The organism is Azonexus sp. MM2026_4 (genome assembly GCF_055901855.1).
In genome coordinates this window covers 2,729,625-2,747,363 of sequence record NZ_CM148380.1, presented here as the reverse complement: position 1 = coordinate 2,747,363, position 17,739 = coordinate 2,729,625, and the positions used below count along the sequence as shown (strand labels likewise).

22 protein-coding genes are annotated in these 17,739 nt (G+C 66.3%); 7 read left to right on the top strand and 15 right to left on the bottom strand.

Going from position 1 to position 17,739, the window contains the following annotated elements; genetic code table 11:
• Nucleotides 1-8 precede the first annotated feature (8 nt).
• Genes AC0KWY_RS12950 through AC0KWY_RS12940 form a run of 3 tightly spaced genes read right to left on the bottom strand, consistent with a single transcriptional unit; the run spans nucleotide 9 to nucleotide 1,766 of the window.
• Complete coding sequence (locus AC0KWY_RS12950; RefSeq protein WP_474025907.1) at nucleotides 9-374, bottom strand: hypothetical protein; 366 nt, start codon at nucleotides 372-374, stop codon at nucleotides 9-11.
• A gap of 2 nt (nucleotides 375-376) precedes the next feature.
• Nucleotides 377-742 (bottom strand): YajD family HNH nuclease, encoded by a 366-nt coding sequence (locus AC0KWY_RS12945; protein WP_416690473.1) that lies wholly within the window; start codon nucleotides 740-742, stop codon nucleotides 377-379.
• 13 nt (nucleotides 743-755) lie between these two features.
• Complete coding sequence (locus tag AC0KWY_RS12940; RefSeq protein ID WP_474025906.1) at nucleotides 756-1,766, bottom strand: MBL fold metallo-hydrolase; 1,011 nt, start codon at nucleotides 1,764-1,766, stop codon at nucleotides 756-758.
• A gap of 50 nt (nucleotides 1,767-1,816) precedes the next feature.
• On the opposite strand from AC0KWY_RS12940, the gene AC0KWY_RS12935 reads away from it, so the two are divergent.
• Entirely contained in the window at nucleotides 1,817-2,062 is a 246-nt protein-coding gene (locus AC0KWY_RS12935; protein ID WP_474025905.1) for a hypothetical protein, read from the top strand.
• Here AC0KWY_RS12935 and AC0KWY_RS12930 read toward each other — a convergent pair.
• Nucleotides 2,059-3,159, bottom strand: coding sequence for a YeeE/YedE family protein (locus AC0KWY_RS12930; protein WP_474025904.1), 1,101 nt, complete (start codon nucleotides 3,157-3,159; stop codon nucleotides 2,059-2,061). The two genes, AC0KWY_RS12935 and AC0KWY_RS12930, sit on opposite strands and share 4 nt — an antisense overlap.
• Before the next feature lies 1 nt (nucleotide 3,160).
• Nucleotides 3,161-3,838 carry a 7-cyano-7-deazaguanine synthase QueC gene (gene queC, locus AC0KWY_RS12925; RefSeq protein WP_474025903.1) on the bottom strand — a complete coding sequence of 226 codons (678 nt, stop codon included), beginning with the start codon at nucleotides 3,836-3,838 and terminating at the stop codon, nucleotides 3,161-3,163.
• A gap of 98 nt (nucleotides 3,839-3,936) precedes the next feature.
• Between queC and AC0KWY_RS12920 the strand changes: the two genes are divergently transcribed.
• From AC0KWY_RS12920 to AC0KWY_RS12900, 5 genes are read left to right on the top strand one after another with little or no spacing between them, the layout of a single operon-like run.
• Nucleotides 3,937-5,103, top strand: coding sequence for an ABC transporter substrate-binding protein (locus AC0KWY_RS12920; protein WP_474025902.1), 1,167 nt, complete (start codon nucleotides 3,937-3,939; stop codon nucleotides 5,101-5,103).
• Complete coding sequence (locus tag AC0KWY_RS12915) at nucleotides 5,100-6,014, top strand: branched-chain amino acid ABC transporter permease (protein ID WP_474025901.1); 915 nt, start codon at nucleotides 5,100-5,102, stop codon at nucleotides 6,012-6,014. The genes AC0KWY_RS12920 and AC0KWY_RS12915 overlap by 4 nt, the downstream gene beginning before the upstream one ends.
• Entirely contained in the window at nucleotides 6,015-6,962 is a 948-nt protein-coding gene (locus tag AC0KWY_RS12910; RefSeq protein WP_474025899.1) for a branched-chain amino acid ABC transporter permease, read from the top strand.
• Nucleotides 6,955-7,710, top strand: coding sequence for an ABC transporter ATP-binding protein (locus AC0KWY_RS12905; protein ID WP_474025898.1), 756 nt, complete (start codon nucleotides 6,955-6,957; stop codon nucleotides 7,708-7,710). The genes AC0KWY_RS12910 and AC0KWY_RS12905 overlap by 8 nt, the downstream gene beginning before the upstream one ends.
• On the top strand, nucleotides 7,707-8,417 hold the full coding sequence (locus AC0KWY_RS12900; RefSeq protein WP_474025897.1) for an ABC transporter ATP-binding protein: 711 nt from the start codon (nucleotides 7,707-7,709) through the stop codon (nucleotides 8,415-8,417). The genes AC0KWY_RS12905 and AC0KWY_RS12900 overlap by 4 nt, the downstream gene beginning before the upstream one ends.
• On the opposite strand, the gene AC0KWY_RS12895 is transcribed toward AC0KWY_RS12900, so the two are convergent.
• The 10 genes from AC0KWY_RS12895 to ybgC all read right to left on the bottom strand — a co-directional run bounded on the left by AC0KWY_RS12895 (nucleotide 8,414) and on the right by ybgC (nucleotide 16,153).
• A complete protein-coding gene (locus AC0KWY_RS12895) occupies nucleotides 8,414-10,132 on the bottom strand; it encodes a putative bifunctional diguanylate cyclase/phosphodiesterase (RefSeq protein ID WP_474025896.1) in 1,719 nt (572 codons plus the stop codon). The genes AC0KWY_RS12900 and AC0KWY_RS12895 overlap by 4 nt on opposite strands.
• Nucleotides 10,133-10,234: 102 nt before the next feature.
• Nucleotides 10,235-10,597, bottom strand: a complete 363-nt coding sequence (locus tag AC0KWY_RS12890; RefSeq protein WP_474025895.1) for a PilZ domain-containing protein — start codon at nucleotides 10,595-10,597, stop codon at nucleotides 10,235-10,237.
• 17 nt (nucleotides 10,598-10,614) lie between these two features.
• Nucleotides 10,615-11,253, bottom strand: coding sequence for a 7-carboxy-7-deazaguanine synthase QueE (queE, locus tag AC0KWY_RS12885; protein ID WP_474025894.1), 639 nt, complete (start codon nucleotides 11,251-11,253; stop codon nucleotides 10,615-10,617).
• On the bottom strand, nucleotides 11,254-11,979 hold the full coding sequence (gene ybgF / locus AC0KWY_RS12880) for a tol-pal system protein YbgF (RefSeq protein ID WP_474025893.1): 726 nt from the start codon (nucleotides 11,977-11,979) through the stop codon (nucleotides 11,254-11,256). It abuts the gene before it with no gap.
• Nucleotides 11,980-11,981: 2 nt separating this feature from the next.
• Nucleotides 11,982-12,530, bottom strand: a complete 549-nt coding sequence (gene pal / locus AC0KWY_RS12875) for a peptidoglycan-associated lipoprotein Pal (protein ID WP_474025892.1) — start codon at nucleotides 12,528-12,530, stop codon at nucleotides 11,982-11,984.
• A gap of 19 nt (nucleotides 12,531-12,549) precedes the next feature.
• The gene (gene tolB, locus AC0KWY_RS12870) at nucleotides 12,550-13,821 is read right to left on the bottom strand and encodes a Tol-Pal system beta propeller repeat protein TolB (protein ID WP_474025891.1); all 1,272 of its coding nucleotides are present in this window, start codon (nucleotides 13,819-13,821) and stop codon (nucleotides 12,550-12,552) included.
• Between the two features lie 31 nt (nucleotides 13,822-13,852).
• Nucleotides 13,853-14,650: an energy transducer TonB gene (locus AC0KWY_RS12865; protein WP_474025890.1), complete on the bottom strand. Its 798-nt coding sequence runs from the start codon at nucleotides 14,648-14,650 to the stop codon at nucleotides 13,853-13,855.
• Between the two features lie 4 nt (nucleotides 14,651-14,654).
• Nucleotides 14,655-15,053 (bottom strand): ExbD/TolR family protein, encoded by a 399-nt coding sequence (locus AC0KWY_RS12860; RefSeq protein ID WP_474025889.1) that lies wholly within the window; start codon nucleotides 15,051-15,053, stop codon nucleotides 14,655-14,657.
• A gap of 3 nt (nucleotides 15,054-15,056) precedes the next feature.
• The gene (gene tolQ, locus AC0KWY_RS12855; RefSeq protein WP_474025888.1) at nucleotides 15,057-15,734 is read right to left on the bottom strand and encodes a protein TolQ; all 678 of its coding nucleotides are present in this window, start codon (nucleotides 15,732-15,734) and stop codon (nucleotides 15,057-15,059) included.
• Nucleotides 15,731-16,153 (bottom strand): tol-pal system-associated acyl-CoA thioesterase, encoded by a 423-nt coding sequence (ybgC, locus tag AC0KWY_RS12850; RefSeq protein WP_474025887.1) that lies wholly within the window; start codon nucleotides 16,151-16,153, stop codon nucleotides 15,731-15,733. Before ybgC ends, tolQ begins: the two co-directional genes overlap by 4 nt.
• Nucleotides 16,154-16,277: 124 nt before the next feature.
• Between ybgC and AC0KWY_RS12845 the strand changes: the two genes are divergently transcribed.
• A complete protein-coding gene (locus AC0KWY_RS12845) occupies nucleotides 16,278-17,738 on the top strand; it encodes a sensor domain-containing diguanylate cyclase (RefSeq protein ID WP_474025886.1) in 1,461 nt (486 codons plus the stop codon).
• The last annotated feature ends 1 nt before the right edge of the window (nucleotide 17,739 follow it).

Genomic DNA, 17,739 nt, shown 5'->3' with positions numbered 1-17,739 from the left:
ATGGTGTGTCAGTCGGCATCGAGCAGACGCTCGCACTCGACCATCAGCGTCCGGGCGAGCTCGGAGTGGTAGTTGGGATCGAGCGCCTGCATCATTTCGTGCGCGGTGAACAGGCCGGCTTCGCGGGAGAGCGTGCTGCGCATGGTGCGCGCCATGTCGTCGCTGAGGCGGGAGAGATGGAGCCGCTCTTCCTGCGTCAGGCTGCGCCTGCTGCGGGCAAGCCAGTCGGCGGCGAGGGCGGCGCCCTGGGCCGGGGTGAGTTCCTGGCCGTGTTCGTAGTAGCTGTCGAGGCGCTGGGCGACCAGCGCGAACAGCAGGGCGATGCGGGCTCCCCGGTCGGTGGCTGCCGGGCTGGGGCGTTGCGGGCGCTGCATTGTTACTTGTCTTTGTCGAGCAGTGATTTCAGCGCGGCAAACGGCGAATGGGTGGCCACTGACGCGTTGTTGCGGCTGTCGGTATAGCCGCGGTCGGCCTCGATCTGCTTCTGGTGCTCGTTGTCGTGACAGTACAGACAGAGCAGCTCCCAGTTGCTGCCGTCGGCCGGGTTGTTGTCGTGGTTGTGGTCGCGGTGATGCACGGTCAGTTCGCGCAGGTTGGCGTGCGTGAATTCGCGGGCGCAGCGGCCGCATATCCACGGGTAAAGCTTCAGCGCCCGCTCGCGGTAGCCCTTTGCGCGCTCGTCGGCGGCCTTGCGGGCGTCGGCGACGACTTTATCGAGGCGTTGGTGGTTGATCTCTTTCATGCATCTTTCCGGTTCAGAAGGCAGCCGCTTCGGCTTCCAGGTAGGCGAGACTGACATACTTGCCGATGTTGTTGTCGAAGCCCTTGGTTTCCTTGGCCCGGCTGGCGACGCGCGGGTCGCGCAGGACCAGCGCCTTGGCTTCCTCCATCGGCTGGCCGGCCTGCACGGCTTTGACGCAGCTTTCGTAGATGCCGGCGAACAGTTCGCGGTTCCATTGCAGCACGCCGGCGCCGGCTTCGCCGTGGCCGGGCAGCCAGATTTTCGTTTTGGTGTTCTTTTCCAGCGCCTCGTAGGCTTTCAGCGTGCCGACGTAGGAGCCGTCGTCCATGTTGGCGATGCGCCCGTTCATTGCCACGTCGCCGACGCAGGTCAGGCCGTCGCCGACCACTTCGACGCAGATGTCGGACGGCGTGTGCGCCTTGCCGTAATGGTGCAGGCGCAGCACGACGTCGCCGAATTTGAGTTCCTGGCCGTGGTCGACGGCGACGGTCGGCGCCACCACCTTGGTCCCCATCGTCGCCTGGTTGGTCCATTGCTCCATCAGGCGGCGCCAGGTGTTGCCTTCCATGCCCTTGATCTGCTCGATGGTGCCGGCGTGGGCGTGGATCGGGATGTCGCCGTAGGCTTCGACGAAGGCCTGGTTACCGAGGAAATGGTCGCCGTGGTAATGCGTGTTGATGATCGCAACGACCGGCTTCTTCAGCGTCTTCTTCAACTGGCGGATGGCCATTTCGCCGATCTGCACCGAGGCGCCGGTATCGACGGCGACCAGGCCCTTGGGCGTGTCGATGAAGGTGAGATTGCACATCATCCCCTGGTTTTCCGGGGTCGGGAAACCGTCGGGTGAGAAGATCATCCAGACGTGTTTCGACAGCTGGCGCAGCGGATGATCCTTGACTGCCGGACCGCGCACGAAGTTGTCGAGGTCCTGGGCGAAGGCGCCGACGGCATGCCAGGGGGCAAATTCGGCGGCGCTGGCGGCCGATACGGCGGCCAGGGCGCGAAGGAAATGGCGGCGGTTCATCAGTGTCTCCTGAATTATTAAAGTGTCCGCCTATCTTCGCGCCGAAGCCGGTGCTCGTCTACACTTGCCGCATGCGACGTTTCCCGATTTCCTTCCTGCTTCTCACGGCGCTCGGCGCGCTCTGCGCGCTGGTCGGCCTGCTCAGCGTCGCCGGCTTCGGCGCCCTGCTGCACCCGGTGCTCGACGACCCGATGGCCGGTCTCGCCTTTCTTGTTTCCGCGGTGGCGCTGATCGGTTCCGGCGCCTTCCCGCTGGTCATCGAGAAATTGAAGGAAGACGACGGCCAGACCGGTTAGTCGCGCATCAGCCGCCAGTACTGGACCTTGATCGCCAGCACCGAGCCGGCGATGATCGCTGCCAGCGTGATGAAGGAGCCGAGCGCCAGCGTGGACACGCCGGTGATGCCCTGGCCGACCGTGCAGCCAAAGGCGGTGACGCCGCCGAAGCCCATCAGCGCGGCGCCGATCAGGTGGCTGGCAGTGTCCTCGACGCTGGCGAAACCTTCCCAGCGGAAGCTGCGGGTAGCCAGCGACCACGCCGCCGAGCCGGCGATGACGCCGAAGACGGAAACGATGGCGACGGTCAGGACGCGGCTGCTGTCCGACCACAGCATGAACAGCTCTAGCGTGTAGGCGACCGGCGCGACGAAGGTCAGCGATTCCATGCGCCCGCTGTTGGTGGCGAGGAAAGCCTCTTCCAGCGTGTCCGGATGTTCCGGGAGATAGCCGAGGTGGCCGCTGACATACCAGGCGCCGACGACGAGCAGGCCGGTGCCGAGACCGCCGAGCAGGTTGTCCAGGGTCCAGAAGTCGCGGCGCAGCAGGCAGAAGGCGAGCAGGCCGCCGCCGATGGCGAGGACGGCCAGTGTCGCGGCGCTCGTTTCGTCGAGGCCGAGGCCGCCGAGCAGCGACGGAATGTCCTGCCCTTCCGGCATGGCCACGGCGACCGGGTCGAGGAACTTGACGCGGAAGACGCCGAAGACGCCGCGCATCGTCATGTAGGCGAAGAGGCCGAGGACGAGGAAGACGACCAGCGACTTCAGGTTGCCGCTGCCGATGCGGATCAGCGTCTTCGAGCCGCAGCCGGAAGCCAGCACCATGCCGACGCCGAAGCTGAAGCCGCCGACCAGGTAGGACAGCCAGGTCAGGCTGGTAGTCCGGTAGATCGACTTGTCGAGGTCGATCAGGCCGCCGGCGTCAAGCGCGCCGGCGCCGAGGATGGCGACGGCAATGGCGAGCAGCCACATGCGCATGCGGCTCCAGTCATTCATGTTGAGGATGTCGGAAACCGCGCCCATGGTGCAGAAATGGGTTTTCTGGCCGATCGCCCCGAAGACGAAGGCGATGGCGAAAGTGAGCCAGAGTACGGTGTTCGGGGAAACGTTGACGTCCATGTCAGGTCCGGTAAGGCGTGGGATCGGGAAGGCCGGCGGCGGCGAAGCCCTCGGCGCGCAGCCGGCAGGAGTCACAGACAGCGCAGGCGCGGCCGAGTTCATCGGCCTGGTAGCAGGAAACGGTGAGCCCGTAGTCGACGCCCAGCGCATGGCCGGTGCGGATGATTTCGGCTTTGGAAAGGTCGATCAGCGGCGCGTGGATGTGCAGCTTCTGCCCTTCGACGCCGGCCCGGGTCGCCAGGTTGGCCATGGTCTCGAAGGCGGCGATGTATTCCGGGCGGCAGTCCGGGTAGCCCGAGTAGTCGACCGCGTTCACGCCGACGAAGATGTCGCGGCTGCCCAGCACTTCGGCCCAGGCCAGGGCCAGCGAGAGCATGATGGTGTTGCGCGCCGGCACGTAGGTGACCGGGATGCCCGGTTGCACGCCGCCGGTCGGCACGGCGATCGAGGTGTCGGTGAGCGCCGAACCGCCGAACTGGGCGAGGCCGAAATTGATCACCCGGTGTTCGGCGGCGCCGAGCGCCTTGACCACGCGGTCGGCGGCCTGCAGTTCGGCGCTGTGCCGCTGCCCGTAATCGAAGGACAGGCAGTAGCAGTCGAAACCCCGGCTGCGGGCGATGGCGAGGCAGGTGGCGGAGTCCAGGCCGCCGGACAGAAGGACTACGGCTTTTTCGTTCATGGGGCGCGAATATACCCGAATTTGCCGGTCCACCGGGACGGTATCTGCTTGTTCCTGCGCTACAATTTGCCGCTCGCCCCACCGCTCCGGAGAACCAGATGCCGATCCGCCTGACCGCCCTCGCCGCCGCTTTGCTGCTGGCCGGCGCCGCCCACGCCGCCGACCAGATCAAGGTCGGTTTCGTTTCCACCCTGTCCGGTCCCGGGGCCGGTCTCGGCGTCAACATCCGCGACGGTTTCCAGCTGGCGATGAAGCAACTGAACGGCAAGCTCGGCGGCCTGCCGGCCGAAGTCCTGGTCGCCGACGACCAGCAGAACCCGGATGTCGCCAAGCAGGCGACCGACAAGCTGTTGAAGAAGGACAAGGTCGATTTCATGACCGGCATCGTCTTCTCCAACCTGATGCTGGCCGTCGGGCCGGCCGTCTTCCAGAACCAGACCTTCTACATCTCGGCCAATGCCGGTCCGTCGCAGTACGCGGGCGAGCAGTGCAACCCCTTCTTTTTCAACGTCGCCTGGCAGAACGACAACCTGCACGAGGCAGTCGGCAAGGTCGTGCAGGACAAGGGCTTCAAGAATGTCGTCATCGTCACCCCCAACTACCCGGGCGGCAAGGATGCGGTGTCCGGCTTCAAGCGCTACTACAAGGGCCAGGTCAGCGAGGAGATCTACACCAAGCTCGGCCAGCTCGATTACGCCGCCGAACTGGCCAAGGTCCGCGCCGGCAAGCCGGATGCGCTGTTCTTCTTCCTGCCGGGCGGCATGGGCATCAACTTCGTCAAGCAGTTCGTCGCCGCCGGCCTGTCGCGCGACACCCAGCTCTTCGCGCCCGGCTTCTCGGCCGACGAGGACGTGATCAAGGCGGTCGGCGCGCCGATGATGGGCATGTTCAACTCGTCGCACTGGGCGCACGACATGGACAACGCCGAGAACAAGCGCTTCGTTGCCGCCTTCGAGAAGGAATACGGTCGCCTGCCGTCGCTCTACGCCTCGCAGGGTTACGACGCGGCGCTGATGATGGATGCCGCGGTGCGCGACGTGAAGGGCAACGTCGCCGACAAGAAGGCGCTGCAGAAGGCGCTGGAGGCCAAGCGCTTCAAGTCGGTGCGCGGCGACTTCAAGTTCAACAGCAACCATTACCCGGTGCAGAACTACTACCTGCGCGTGATCGGCAAGGACGCCCAGGGTCGCGTCACCAACAAGACGATGGGCACCATCTTCACCAACCATGCCGATGCCTACGTGGCGCAGTGCAAGATGAAGTGACCCAGCTGTTCCTCGAACAGGCCCTCAACGGCCTGCAATTCGGCCTCATGCTGTTCCTGCTCGCCGCCGGGCTGACGCTCGTCTTCGGCATCATGGACTGCATCAACCTGGCGCATGGCTCGCTGTACATGGTCGGCGCCTACTTCGTCGCCGCCGCGGCGCAGGCCGCCGATTCGTTCTGGCTCGGCCTGGGCGCCGGTGTCGCCGGCACCGCCGGGCTCGGCCTGCTGCTCGAACTGACGCTGTTTCGCCAGCTCTACCGGCGCGACCACCTGTCGCAGGTGCTGGCGACCTTTGCCCTGATCCTGATCGCCAACGAGGCGGTGCGCCTGATCTGGGGGCCGGCGCCACTCATGCTCAACCCGCCGGAAGCGCTGGCCGGGCCGGTCGAGATCGGCGGCTTCTTCTATCCGGCCTACCGGCTGCTGATCATCGGCTGCGGCCTGGCGGTCGCCGCCCTGCTCTACCTGCTGGTGGCGAAGAGCCGGGTCGGCATGTGGGTGCGCGCCGGCGCCGCCAACCGGGAGATCACCGAAGCCCTCGGCATCAACGTGCGGGCGCTGTTCACCGCCGTCTTCGTCTTCGGCGCCGCCCTCTGCGCGCTCGCCGGCGGTCTGCTCGGGCCGCTGCTGGCGGTCCAGGTCGGCATGGGCGAGAGCGTGCTGATCCTCGCTTTCGTCGTCATCATCATCGGCGGCATCGGTTCGATCCGCGGCGCCCTGGTCGGCGCACTGATCGTCGGCGCCGTCGATACCCTGGGCCGGGCGCTGCTGCCGACCTTGCTCGGCGCCGTCCTGCCGACGGCAGCGGCGTCCACGCTGGGGCCGGCGCTGGCGTCGATCCTGATCTACCTGCTGATGGCCGGCATCCTCTTCTTCCGGCCGCAAGGCCTGTTCCCGGCGCGCGCCTAGATGGCCTTCCACCGTTCCGCTCCCTGGCAGCCCGTTGCCGCCCTCGTCGCCCTGCTGGCGCTGGGCGCCCTGCCCCCATTGCTCGACGCCTTCGAGCAGAGCTACTACCTTGGCCTGGCGACGCGCATGCTGATCTTCGCGCTGGCCGCCAGCAGCCTCAACCTGGTGCTCGGCTTCGGCGGCATGGTGTCGCTCGGTCACGCCGCCTTCCTCGGTATCGGCGCCTACGTCGCGGCGATCTGCCACCAGGCCGGCATCCAGCAAGGGCTGCTGGTGCTGCCGCTGGCGATGGCGGTGGCCGGGCTGTTCGCGCTGCTGGTCGGGGCGATCAGCCTGCGCACGCGCAGCGTCTACTTCATCATGATCACGCTGGCCTTCGCCCAGATGGTCTATTACCTGTTCGTCTCCGCCAGCGCCTGGGGCGGCGACGACGGGCTGCCGATCTATGAGCGCCTGCAACTCGGCAGCTTCAGTCTGGTCGGCGACGCGGCGCTCTACTACACCGCGCTCGGCGCGCTGGCGCTCGCCATGTTCCTTTTCGGGCGCCTGGCCGAGGCCCGTTTCGGGCGCACCGTGCAGGCGATCCGCGAGAACGAGACGCGCATGGAGGCGCTTGGCTACCCGGTCTTCCGCTACCGCCTGGTCTGTTTCGCGCTGGGCGGTGCCTGCGCCGGCCTGGCCGGGGCGCTGCTCGCCAACCAGAGCGGGCTGGCCAGCCCCAGCCTGCTGCAATGGACGCAGTCGGGCACGCTGCTGGTGATGGTGATCATCGGCGGCGTCGGCTACCTCTACGGCGGCGTCGTCGGCGCCATCGTCCTGCTCGGTCTGGAGGAGCTGCTGCTGAGCTGGTTCGCGCACTGGCACATCGTTCTCGGCCTGCTCCTGCTCGGCATCGTGCTGTTCGCGCCAAAGGGCGTCGCCGCGCTGTTCGGGAGGTCGCGTGACTGACAATCTGCTCGAAGTTGCCGGGCTGACGCGCCGCTTTGCCGCGGTCGAGGCGCTGAAGGCGGTCGATTTCGCGGTCGCAGCCGGCGAGGTGCATGCGCTGATCGGCCCCAACGGCGCCGGCAAGACGACCTTCATCCATCACCTGTCGGGGGCGCTGTTGCCCGACGCCGGCCAGATCCGTTTCGCCGGCCGCGAGGTCACCCGGCTGTCGATGCACGAGCGGGTGCGCGCCGGCATGGCGCGTTCCTACCAGATCACCAACGTCTTCCTCGGCCTCGCCGCCCTCGACAACGTCGCGCTGGCGGTCCAGGGGCGGCCCGACGCCGGCAGCAGCTTCCGCTTCTGGCGGCCGGTCCGGCGCGAGGCCCGGCTGTTCGACGAAGCCCGGGAGTTCCTCGCCCAGGTCGGCCTCGCTGCAAAGGCGGCGACGCTCGCCGGCAATCTCTCGCACGGCGAGCAGCGGGCGCTGGAGCTGGCGATGGCGCTGGCGACCCAACCGCAACTGCTGCTCCTCGACGAGCCGATGGCCGGCACCGGTCCCGAGGAATCGGCGCGCATGGTCGAGTTGATCGAACACCTCGCCCGCCACGTCACGATCCTGCTGGTCGAGCACGACATGGACGCCGTCTTCCGCCTCGCCGACCGCATCTCGGTGCTGGTCAACGGCGACCTGATCTGCACCGGCACACCGGACGCAGTGCGCAACGATGCCGGCGTGCGCCGCGCCTACCTGGGAGACCACCTGTGAGCGCGCTGCTCGAAATCGTCGGCCTGGAAGTCGCCTACGGCCCGAGCCAGGTACTGTTCGGGATCGACCTGACCATGGCCGAGGGCGAGGCGGCGACCTTGCTCGGTCGCAACGGCATGGGCAAGACGACGACGCTGCGCGCGCTGTGCGGCCTGCAGCCGGTGCGCGCCGGCAGCATCCGCTTCGCCGGCGAGCGGATCGACGGCTGGCGCCCGGACCGCATCGGCCGTGCCGGCATCGCGCTGGTGCCGGAAGGCCGGCAGTGTTTTCCCAACCTGACGGTCGACGAGCATCTGCTTGCCTTCCAGGCCAACCGGCGCGGCATCACCGGGCCGTGGACGCCGGCCCGCGTCTACGAACTCTTCCCGCGCCTCGCCGAACGCCGCAAGAACCTCGGCAACCAGCTCTCCGGCGGCGAACAGCAGATGCTGGCGATCGGCCGGGCGCTCGTCACCAACCCGCGCCTGCTCGTCCTCGACGAGGCGACCGAGGGCCTGGCGCCGCTGATCCGCGACGAGATCTGGGCCTGCCTCGACCGCCTGCGCGGCGAGGGACAGAGCGTGCTGGTGGTCGACAAGTACGTGGAAAAGCTGATTGCGCTGGCCGACCGCCACACCATCGTCGAACGCGGTCGCGTCGTCTGGGCGGGCAGTTCGGCCGAGCTCGATGCCGATCACGCGATCTGGCATCGCTACCTGGGGATTTAGGGCGCTGCCTCGAAGTCCGCGAGCGGTGCGGGGCGGCCGAACAGGTAGCCCTGGAAGGCGCGGCAGCCGTGCTCGGTGAGGTAGGCGTACTGGGCCTCGTTTTCGACCCCTTCGGCGACGACGTCGAGGCGCAGCGCGTCGCCCATGGCGACGATGGCGCGGACGATCGCCGCGTCGTCCGGGTCGCTGGTGATGTCGCGGATGAAGGAGCGGTCGATCTTCAATTGCTCGAAGGGGAAGCGCTTCAGGTAGGCGAGCGAGGCGTAGCCGGTGCCGAAGTCGTCGAGCGAGAAACGGACGCCGAGCGCGTGCAGCGCCCGCATCTTGGCCACCACCTCGTCGACCTTGTCGAGCAGCAGGCTTTCGGTCAGTTCGAGTTTCAGGCGTTGCGGCGCGATACCGTGGCGGGCCAGCGCGCCGGCCACCTGTTCGACGAAATCGGGCTGGCGGAATTGCCGGGCGCTGACGTTCACCGCCAGCGACAGGCCGGCGCGCCGCGGATCGGCGGCCCAGCGGCGCAGCGTGATGCAGGCGCTGTGCAGCACCCAGAGGCCGATCGGCACGATCAGGCCGCTTTCCTCGGCGAGCGGGATGAAATCGTTGGGCAGCACCAGCGCTTGTCCCGGCGGCTGCCAGCGCAGCAGCAGTTCGGCGCCAATCAGGGCGCCTTCGGCATTCACTTGCGGCTGGGCGTAGAGGACGAATTCGTCGCGCGCCAGCGCGTGGCGCAGGCCGGCTTCGAGACCGGCGCGGTGGTCGAGCGTCGTCTGCATCGCCTGATCGAAGAAGCGGGTCGCGTTGCGGCCGGCTTCCTTGGCCTTGTACATGGCGATGTCGGCCTGCTTGAGCAGGGTATCGACGGATTTCTCGCGGCCGCGGAACAGGGTGACGCCGATGCTCGCGGTGCAGTAATGCTCATGCCCTTCGGCCAGCGGGACCGGATGGGAGAGCACTTCGCGGATTTTTTCGGCGATCGCTCCGGCGCTGATCGCCGCCGATTGCGGATGGGGGTCGAGGTCTTCGAGCATCACCGCGAATTCGTCGCCGCCCTGGCGGGCGGCGGTGTCGCATTGCCGGATGCACTGCCGGAGGCGGCAGGCGATCTCGATCAGCAGGTGGTCGCCGATGTCGTGGCCGAGGGTGTCGTTGAGGATCTTGAAATTGTCGATGTCGATGATCAGCAACGCCCCGTGTTCGCCCCGGCGCTTCCCTACCGTGCAGGCCTGGGCGAGACGATCGCGCAGCAGGCGGCGGTTGGGCAGGGCGGTCAGCGGATCGTAGAAGGCGAGGTGCTGGACCTCCGATTCGGCATGTTTCAGTTTGCTGATGTCGGAAAAGGTCGCGACGTAACCGGAAAGATCGCCGGCTGCGTCATGGCAGCGATTGATGATCAACCACTCGGGGTAAATTTCACCGTTCTTGCGGCGGTTCCAGATTTCGCCTTCCCAGTGTCCGGCGCTGTCGAGCGCCTGCCACATGCGCGAATAGAAGATCGGCGACTGGCGCCCGGAAGCGAGGAGTTTCGGCGTCCGGCCGATGATTTCGTCGGGGCGGTAGCCGGTCAGGCGGGTGAAGGCCTCATTGATCCACAGGATGCGCTCGTCGGCATCGGTGAACATGACGGCGGCGCCAATCTGGTTGAGGATGGCATGCTGCTGGCTCCCCGAGGCGAGCGAATTATCAGCAGGCGCCTCCGGAAACTCGAAATTCGACATGACACTCCCTCATGCCCATGGTTCTAAAGGCGATTTCCATCTTTTTTGTATGGATAACGGAGTATGCCTTAAGTAAGGTCTGACCAGCAAGAACGCTTCTCATCAGGCCCGGGACAGCAGGCCGATTTCGCGCTCCAGGACGGATTCGTCGCCGAGATTGAGTTCGACCAGACGGCGCAGGTGGGTCACGCTGTCGAGGTCGATTTCATGGCAGGCCAGGCCGTAGGTGTCGCCCTGGTGGTGGACGACGGTGACCGCCATGCGGATGTCGGTTTCACCGCCGTCGAGGCGCAGATGCAGTACGCCCTGGCCGCCGATGCGGGTGTACATCTCGGCGCAGGGACGGATCAGGGCGCCTTTCAGGGAGAGGTCGAGGACGTCGACCGGGTGCTCGCCGTCGGCCAGGAACAGGCGGGCCGGTCCGGAAAACACGATGCGGGTGAATTGCCTGCGATTCTCGGCCATGTTTGTCTCCGGGTGGGCTATTTGCCCTGCATGTTACCCCAAAGCAGCTTGTGTAACTGCAACTGAAAGCGCACCGGCAGGCCATCTTCGAGGATCCAGCCGGCCAGCGCCGCCGGCTCGACGCTGCCTTGCGCCGGCGAAAAGAGGACCGGGCAGCGCGCGTCGAGGCCGTGCGCGTGGACGACTTCGCGCGCCCATTCGTAGTCCTCGCGCGAGGCGATGACGATCTTGATCTCGTCGCGTGGCTTCAGATGCGCCAGGTTGGCCCACAGGTTCTTTGCCGTTTCCCCGGAATCTGGCGCCTTGAGGTCCATGATGCAGGAAACGCGCGCGTCGACCGGCGCGATGTCGAAGGCGCCGGAGGTTTCCAGCGAGACGTCGTAGCCGGCATCGGACAAGGCCGTCAGTAGCGGCAGGCATTCCTTCTGTGCCAGCGGCTCGCCGCCGGTGACGCAGACCTGATGCGCCGGGTGAGCGGCGACAGCAGCCAGGATGTCGGCGATTTCCATGATTTCGCCGCCGCTGAAGCTGTAGGTGGTGTCGCACCAGGTGCAGCGCAACGGGCAGCCGGTGAGGCGGACGAAGACGGTCGGCAGGCCGACGCGCGACGCTTCGCCTTGCAGCGAGTAAAAAATTTCGGTGATGCGCAATGCCACTTAGTTCTTCTTCAGGCGTTCCCTGGCCTTGTTGGCGGCCGGCGAGGACGGGTATTTCTGGAGCAGGGTTTCCAGCGATTGCGCGGCGCCCTTGCGGTTGCCCAGTTCCTGCTGACAGGTCGAGATTGCCAGCAGCGCGTCCGGTGCCTTGTCGCTGTCCGGATAGCGGGTGATGACCTGGCTCTGGGCTTCGATCGCCTTGTTGCAGTTGTGTTGCGCCGACCAGGCATTGCCCAGCCAGTACTGCGCGTTGGGCGCCAGCGTGGCGGTCGGGTATTGCTGCACGAAGCTGGCGAAGGCGGCGGCGGCTTCCGCGTATTTCGCCGCCTTGAAGAGGTCGAGGGCGGCGTCGTAGCTGCGCGTTTCCGCGCCTTGATCGCCGGCCACCGTCGCCTGCGGGCCGGCAGCGTTGCCGGCCGCGGGGGCGGTCTCGAAGCGGCGCAGCCGGCTGTCGAGGTCGAGATAGAAGTCCTGCTGCCGCTGCTTGGCTTGTTCCAGTTCGTAGCTCAGGGTTTCGACCTGGCCGCGCAGGCGGGCGATTTCTTCCGCCTGACGCTGGATCTGTGCCGCTAGTTCGAGTTGGGCCCGGGCCTGTTGGTCGAAGCGTGATTCGCTGGCGATCTTCAGATCGGCGATCTGGCGCCGGGCCTCGTTGTCGTCGAACAGCGCCCAGGCAGGCTGGCTGCCCAGGAGCCCGACCAGCATCAGCAGCGGCAGGCGGCGCATGATCAGAACTCGCCGCGGCCGTCGGGGGCGCGATAGAGGATGTCGGCGCGACGGTTTTCGGCGAAGGCCGTTTCGTCATGACCCGGGTTGCGCGGCTTTTCCTCGCCGAGGCTGACCGATTCGACCTGGTCTTCGCGGGCGCCGAGCAGGACCAGAGCACGCTTGACGGCATCGGAACGCTTCTGGCCGAGCGACAGGTTGTATTCGCGGCTGCCGCGTTCGTCGGTGTTGCCTTGCAGCAGGACCTTGAAGTCGCGGTTGGCGACCAGGAACTTGGCGTGGGCAGCGACCAGTGCCTGGTATTCGCTCTTCACTTCGTACTTGTCGAGGTCGAAGTAGATGCTGCGCTGCGACAGCTGGCTCTTCGGGTCGGTCAGGACGCGCGGCAGGCCGCTGGCGTCGAGGCCTTCGGCAACCACCGAGGTGACGTCGGGCTGCTGGCTGCCGGTGCGGCTTTCGACCGGGGCGCCGGCGTTTTCATCGGGGGCGGGGGTGGTGCTGCAACCGGCGATCAGGGCGAGCAGCAGGGAAATCGACAATAGTTTTTTCATGAGTTTCTCCGACGAGGTTCTATTTCAGGAATGGGCCCCATGCCGGCTCGCGGACGTCGCCAGCGGCAATGGTGAGGCGTTGTTTTATGCGACCGTCGGCGGAGACGGCGGAAAGTACGCCGCGCCCGCCGGTTTCCGTGGCGATCAGGATCATCCGGCCGTTCGGGGCAAAGCTCGGCGATTCGTCCTTGGTCGAATCGGTGAGTACCTGCACCTGACGACTGGCGAGGTCCATGACCGCCAGCTGGAAACGTCCCTCGCGCCGGGAGATGAAGGCCAGCGTGCGGCCGTCCGGCGAGGGACGGGGCGAAACGTTGTAGCTGCCTTCGAAAGTGACGCGCTGGGCGGAGCCCCCGTTGGCGTCAACCCGGTAGATCTGCGGACTGCCGCCGCGATCCGAGGTGAAATAGATGCTCGATCCGTCCGCCGCATAGCGCGGCTCGGTGTCGATGCCGGACGACTGGCTCAGGCGTTGCAGGCCGCTGCCGTCGGCGTTGACCGAGTACAACTGGGAATTGCCGTCCTTGGAGAGGACGACCGCCAGCTTGCGACCGTCCGGCGACCAGGCCGGGGCCGAGTTGGAGCCCTTGAAGTTGGCGACGATGCGACGCTGGCCGGAAGCCAGCGAATGCACGTAGATCATCGGCTTCTTCTTTTCGAAGGAGACGTAGGCCAGGCGGCTGCCGTCCGGCGACCAGACCGGCGAGATGATCGGCTCGGCCGAGGTCAGCGCGGTAGCCGCGCTCTGGCCGTCGGCGTCGGCGACCTGCAGCAGGTACTGGCCGCGCGACTTGACGACGTAGGCGATGCGCGTCGAGAAGACGCCGCGTTCGCCGGTCAGCTTTTCGTAGATGAAATCGGCGATGCGGTGGCCGGCCATGCGCATCTGCGCCTTGCCAGTGACGTAGACGGCGCCGCCCAGTGGCTCGCCCTTCTGCGTGTCGTAGAGGCGGAAACGCGCTTCGATGCGGCCGTCGGCCGAGCGCAGCACGCTGCCGGCGGCCAGCGCATCGGCGCCACGCGCTTTCCAGGCGGCGTAATCGACCGGCGCGTTTTCATCCATCGCGCCCGCGTTTGGCGGAAGCATGCGGAACAGGCCGCTGCGTTCGAGGTCGGCGCGGACGACGTCGGTGATGTCGCGCGACAACGCGGCATCACCGGCAAATTCGGCGATGGTGACGGGAATCCGGCTGGCGCCGGCGCCGGTGATCTCGATCGAGAGCTGGGCCTGGGCCAGGCCGGCGCCGAGCAGGCCAAAAATCAGGAAGATACGGCGGGAAATTCTGGACATTGGTGGCGGTTTCTCTGAATTGTGCGCGATTTTACTCTTCAAACGGCTTGTATTTGATTTCGAGCGTGCGCTGGAATTGGTTGGGGTCGTCGGGTTTCGGCAGCGGCGAGGATTTGCGGATCGCCCGTTCGATGGCTTCGTCGAGCGCCGGTACGCCGCTCGAACGCTTCAGGCGGATCGACAGGACGTCGCCGCCGGGCAGCTGGGTGAGCTCGAACACCGCTTCCGGGTTGCCGGGAAGGTTGGGCGGCAGCACGATGTTGCCGCGCACCTTGTTCCGGATCTTCGCCGCGTAGCTTTCCAGGCCGCGCCGGTTGGCGGCCGCCTTCTGCGCCTGGTTAGCGAGTTCGGCCAGGCGGTCCTGCTCGGCGACGGCCTGGCGCTGGTGGTTTTCGCGTTCGAGCATTTCCTTGAACGGGTCGTTCTTCGGCTTCGGCACCGGCTTGGGTTCGGGCTTCGGTTCCGGTTTGGGCGGCTCGGGCTTGGGCTCCGGCTTCTTCGGTTCGGGCTTCTTCTGCTCTTCCTTGACGACGATGGCCGGCGGCTTCGGCGTTTCCACCTTTTTCGGCGGCTCGGGCTTCGGTTCCGGTTTCGGCTCGGGCTTGGGTTCGGGCTTGGGTTCGGGCTTCGGCTCCGGCGCCGGTTCCGGCGGGGCGGCGCGCGTCGCCTTCTGCGGCGTCGGCGACCACAGCTCGACCTGCATCGCCTCCGGTTCGCTGCGTTTCCACTGCACGCCGAGGAAGAGGGCGCCGATCAGCGCCAGGTGGACCAGCAACGTGAAGGTCAGCGCCTTCTTGCGGCCGGGTTCGACGGGGGTTTCCGGGCGCATTGCCTTACTTGACTGCCGTTTCCAGGGCGACGCGGGAGAAGCCGGCCTTCTTGACCTCGTCCAGCACGCGGATCACTTCCTTGTACGGCGCTTCGCCGTCGCCGGCGACCAGGACCGCAGTCTCGCGGGCTTCCCGGCGACCGGCGAGCTGTTCGCGCAGCTCGCGCATGTCGGCCAGCGGGCGTTCCTTGCCGTCGAGGTCGAACAGCACCAGGGCGCCGTCCTTGTCGACCTGCACCTTCAGGTACTTGTCCGGCTTCTGCGGCGCCGTGCCGGCGCTCGGCAACTCGACCGAGCCGGTCGTCATCATCGGCGTCGCCACCATGAAGATGACGAGCAGCACCAGCATCACGTCGATGTAGGGGACGACGTTGATTTCGTTCTTGAGGCGGCGCTGGCGCATGGCTTAACGCATCTGCCGCTGCAGGATGTTGGAGAATTCTTCCATGAACGACTCGTAGCGCACCGCCAGGCGGTCGATGTCGTGCGAGAAGCGGTTGTAGGCGAGCACCGCCGGGATCGCCGCGAACAGGCCGATCGCCGTCGCCACCAGGGCTTCGGCGATGCCGGGAGCGACCGAAGCGAGCGTCGCCTGGCCGACGTTGGAGAGGCCGCGGAAGGCATGCATGATCCCCCAGACGGTGCCGAACAGGCCGATGTAGGGCGATACCGAGCCGACCGAGGCGAGGAAGGCGAGGTGCGCTTCCAGCCCGTCCATCTCGCGCTGGTAGGTGGCACGCATGGCGCGCCGCGAACCGTCGACCACGTCCTTCGAATCGAGGTGCTTCTGGCCGCGCAGCTTGGTGAATTCGCGGAAGCCGGCCTCGAAGACGCGTTCCATCGAGCCGGTCTGGTGGCGGCCTTCGACCGCGCTCTGGTAGAGGTTGCTGAGGTCGCCGCCGGACCAGAAGTCGCGTTCGAAATCCTCGGTCTTGGCGCGCGCCTGGCGTACCGCGAACCACTTCATCGCGATGTAGTACCAGGACATGAAGGAGACGCCGGCAAGCAGCGCCATGACGACCTGAACGACGGCCGAAGCCTCGAGGATCAGGTGGAGGATGGAAAGGTCCTGGGTGACGTTCATTTGAGCTGTTCGAGTCGGGAATGCAGGAAATCGGGGATCGGGGCGGGGGTCATCGTCGCCATGTTGACGCAGGCGATTTCAATCTCGCCGGTAACCAGTTCCTCGTCGCCGCGGCGTACCGACTGGCGGAAGACGACGCGGACGCGGGTGAGTTTTTCAACGCTCAGGCCGACCTCGATCAGGTCGTCGAGCCGCGCCGGTTTTAGGTACTCGCAACTGGCCTTGCGGGCGACGAAGCCGATGCCGGCGTCATTGGCGAGCTGGGCCTGGCCGTAGCCGGCGCTGCGCATCCATTCGGTGCGGCAGCGCTCGAAGAAGCGCAGGTAATTGGCGTAATAGACGACGCCGCCGGCGTCCGTGTCTTCGTAATAGACGCGGACCGGGATGGAGAAACTGGGCTGGTGGGGCTGGGATGACATCCGGCGATTTTATCTTGTGCTGGAACATCCTATTGTAACGGCTTGTTTCCACGAAAATATCGCCATATTGAACTGTCGCCCGGGAGGCTGGTCTTCTGGCGGCCCCTTGCGCATAATGTCCCCCATGCCCGGAAAACTCCGCCTCATCGATCGCCGCAGCCTGATCCTGCTGCTCGGCCTGCTGCTCAGCGTTGGCTTCTTCGCCACCACGCTGTTCGGCTACTTCGTCTCGCGCGAGGCGATCCGCAGTGCGATCATCGGCCAGGACCTGCCGCTGACGGCGAGCAACATCTACTCGGAAATCCAGAAGGACCTGGTGCGGCCGGTGCTGATCTCGTCGACCATGGCGCACGATACCTTCCTGCGCGACTGGGTGCTCGGCGGCGAGCACGACGTGCGGGCGATGGCGCGCTACCTGCAGGAGGTCAAGATCAGGCACAAGGCGTTCAGCAGCTTCTTCGTTTCCGAGAAGAGTGCCAACTACTACACCGGCGACGGCATCCTGAAACAGGTGGCGCCTGGCGAGCCGCGCGACCTCTGGTACTACCGGGTGCGCGACATGGCCGAGGACTACGAGATCAACGTCGATCCCGACCTGGCCAACCGCGACGCGCTGACCATCTTCATCAACTACCGGGTCTTCGATTTCGACAACCGCTACATCGGCGCCACCGGCATCGGCCTCACCGTCGATTCGGTGCGCCGGCTGATCCGCGAATACCAGGCGCGTTTCCATCGCACCATCTACTTCACCGACGCCAGCGGCCGCGTCGTCGTCCAGGGCGATCAGGCGCCGGTGCCCGACCTGCGCCAGCGGCCGGGGCTGGCGGCGCAGCTCGACAGCATCCTCAAGCAGGGCGGCGGCATGTACCAGTTCGTCGATGACGGCGACAATCACATCCTCAACGTCAATTACCTGCCCGAGCTGAAGTGGTACCTGTTCGTCGAGCAGAACGAGGACGTCGCGCTCGCCGGCGTTCGCCAGACCCTCTACATCAACCTGGCGATCAGCTTGCTGGTGACGCTGATCGTCACCTGGCTCTGCTACATCACGCTCGGCCATTACCAGTCGCGGATCGAGAAGATGGCCTCGACCGACAAGCTGACCGGGCTGCTCAACCGGCACGCCTTCGGCATCCTGATCGACAAGCTGATCGCCAGCTACCGGCGCAGCCCGCGGCCGATCAGTTTCCTCCTCGCCGACATCGACCACTTCAAGGCGGTCAACGACGGTTACGGGCATCGCGTCGGCGATCGCGTCCTGGTCCAGGTCGCTGCCGCGCTGCGCGCCCAGTTACGCGAGGCCGATTTCGCGGTGCGCTGGGGGGGCGAGGAATTCTTGCTGGTATTGCCCGGTTGTACTGCCGACGAAGCGCGCGGCGTCGCCGAGAAACTGCGCCAGGCGGTTGCCGACGCGACACCCTGCGCCGAATGGCAGGAACTGCGGGTGACGATCAGCATCGGGGTCAGCGAGTTCGACGGCGAGGAAACCCCGGACCAGGCGATCGGCCGCGCCGACAACGCGCTCTATGCGGTCAAGCAGGGCGGCCGCAACGGCGTGGCGATGGCCGCCGCCAACGCCTGAA

What these genes read in the sequence shown, in the direction of transcription:
- AC0KWY_RS12920 (WP_474025902.1), top strand. Translation starts at nt 3,937, where the DNA reads ATGCCGATCCGCCTGACCGCCCTCGCCGCCGCTTTGCTGCTGGCCGGC.
- AC0KWY_RS12860 (WP_474025889.1), bottom strand. Translation starts at nt 15,053, where the DNA reads ATGCGCCAGCGCCGCCTCAAGAACGAAATCAACGTCGTCCCCTACATC.
- tolB (WP_474025891.1), bottom strand. Translation starts at nt 13,821, where the DNA reads ATGTCCAGAATTTCCCGCCGTATCTTCCTGATTTTTGGCCTGCTCGGC.
- AC0KWY_RS12940 (WP_474025906.1), bottom strand. Translation starts at nt 1,766, where the DNA reads ATGAACCGCCGCCATTTCCTTCGCGCCCTGGCCGCCGTATCGGCCGCC.
- AC0KWY_RS12895 (WP_474025896.1), bottom strand. Translation starts at nt 10,132, where the DNA reads ATGTCGAATTTCGAGTTTCCGGAGGCGCCTGCTGATAATTCGCTCGCC.
- pal (WP_474025892.1), bottom strand. Translation starts at nt 12,530, where the DNA reads ATGAAAAAACTATTGTCGATTTCCCTGCTGCTCGCCCTGATCGCCGGT.
- AC0KWY_RS12945 (WP_416690473.1), bottom strand. Translation starts at nt 742, where the DNA reads ATGAAAGAGATCAACCACCAACGCCTCGATAAAGTCGTCGCCGACGCC.
- ybgC (WP_474025887.1), bottom strand. Translation starts at nt 16,153, where the DNA reads ATGTCATCCCAGCCCCACCAGCCCAGTTTCTCCATCCCGGTCCGCGTC.
- queC (WP_474025903.1), bottom strand. Translation starts at nt 3,838, where the DNA reads ATGAACGAAAAAGCCGTAGTCCTTCTGTCCGGCGGCCTGGACTCCGCC.
- AC0KWY_RS12845 (WP_474025886.1), top strand. Translation starts at nt 16,278, where the DNA reads ATGCCCGGAAAACTCCGCCTCATCGATCGCCGCAGCCTGATCCTGCTG.
- tolQ (WP_474025888.1), bottom strand. Translation starts at nt 15,734, where the DNA reads ATGAACGTCACCCAGGACCTTTCCATCCTCCACCTGATCCTCGAGGCT.
- AC0KWY_RS12890 (WP_474025895.1), bottom strand. Translation starts at nt 10,597, where the DNA reads ATGGCCGAGAATCGCAGGCAATTCACCCGCATCGTGTTTTCCGGACCG.
- ybgF (WP_474025893.1), bottom strand. Translation starts at nt 11,979, where the DNA reads ATGCGCCGCCTGCCGCTGCTGATGCTGGTCGGGCTCCTGGGCAGCCAG.
- AC0KWY_RS12950 (WP_474025907.1), bottom strand. Translation starts at nt 374, where the DNA reads ATGCAGCGCCCGCAACGCCCCAGCCCGGCAGCCACCGACCGGGGAGCC.
- AC0KWY_RS12930 (WP_474025904.1), bottom strand. Translation starts at nt 3,159, where the DNA reads ATGGACGTCAACGTTTCCCCGAACACCGTACTCTGGCTCACTTTCGCC.
- AC0KWY_RS12865 (WP_474025890.1), bottom strand. Translation starts at nt 14,650, where the DNA reads ATGCGCCCGGAAACCCCCGTCGAACCCGGCCGCAAGAAGGCGCTGACC.
- AC0KWY_RS12910 (WP_474025899.1), top strand. Translation starts at nt 6,015, where the DNA reads ATGGCCTTCCACCGTTCCGCTCCCTGGCAGCCCGTTGCCGCCCTCGTC.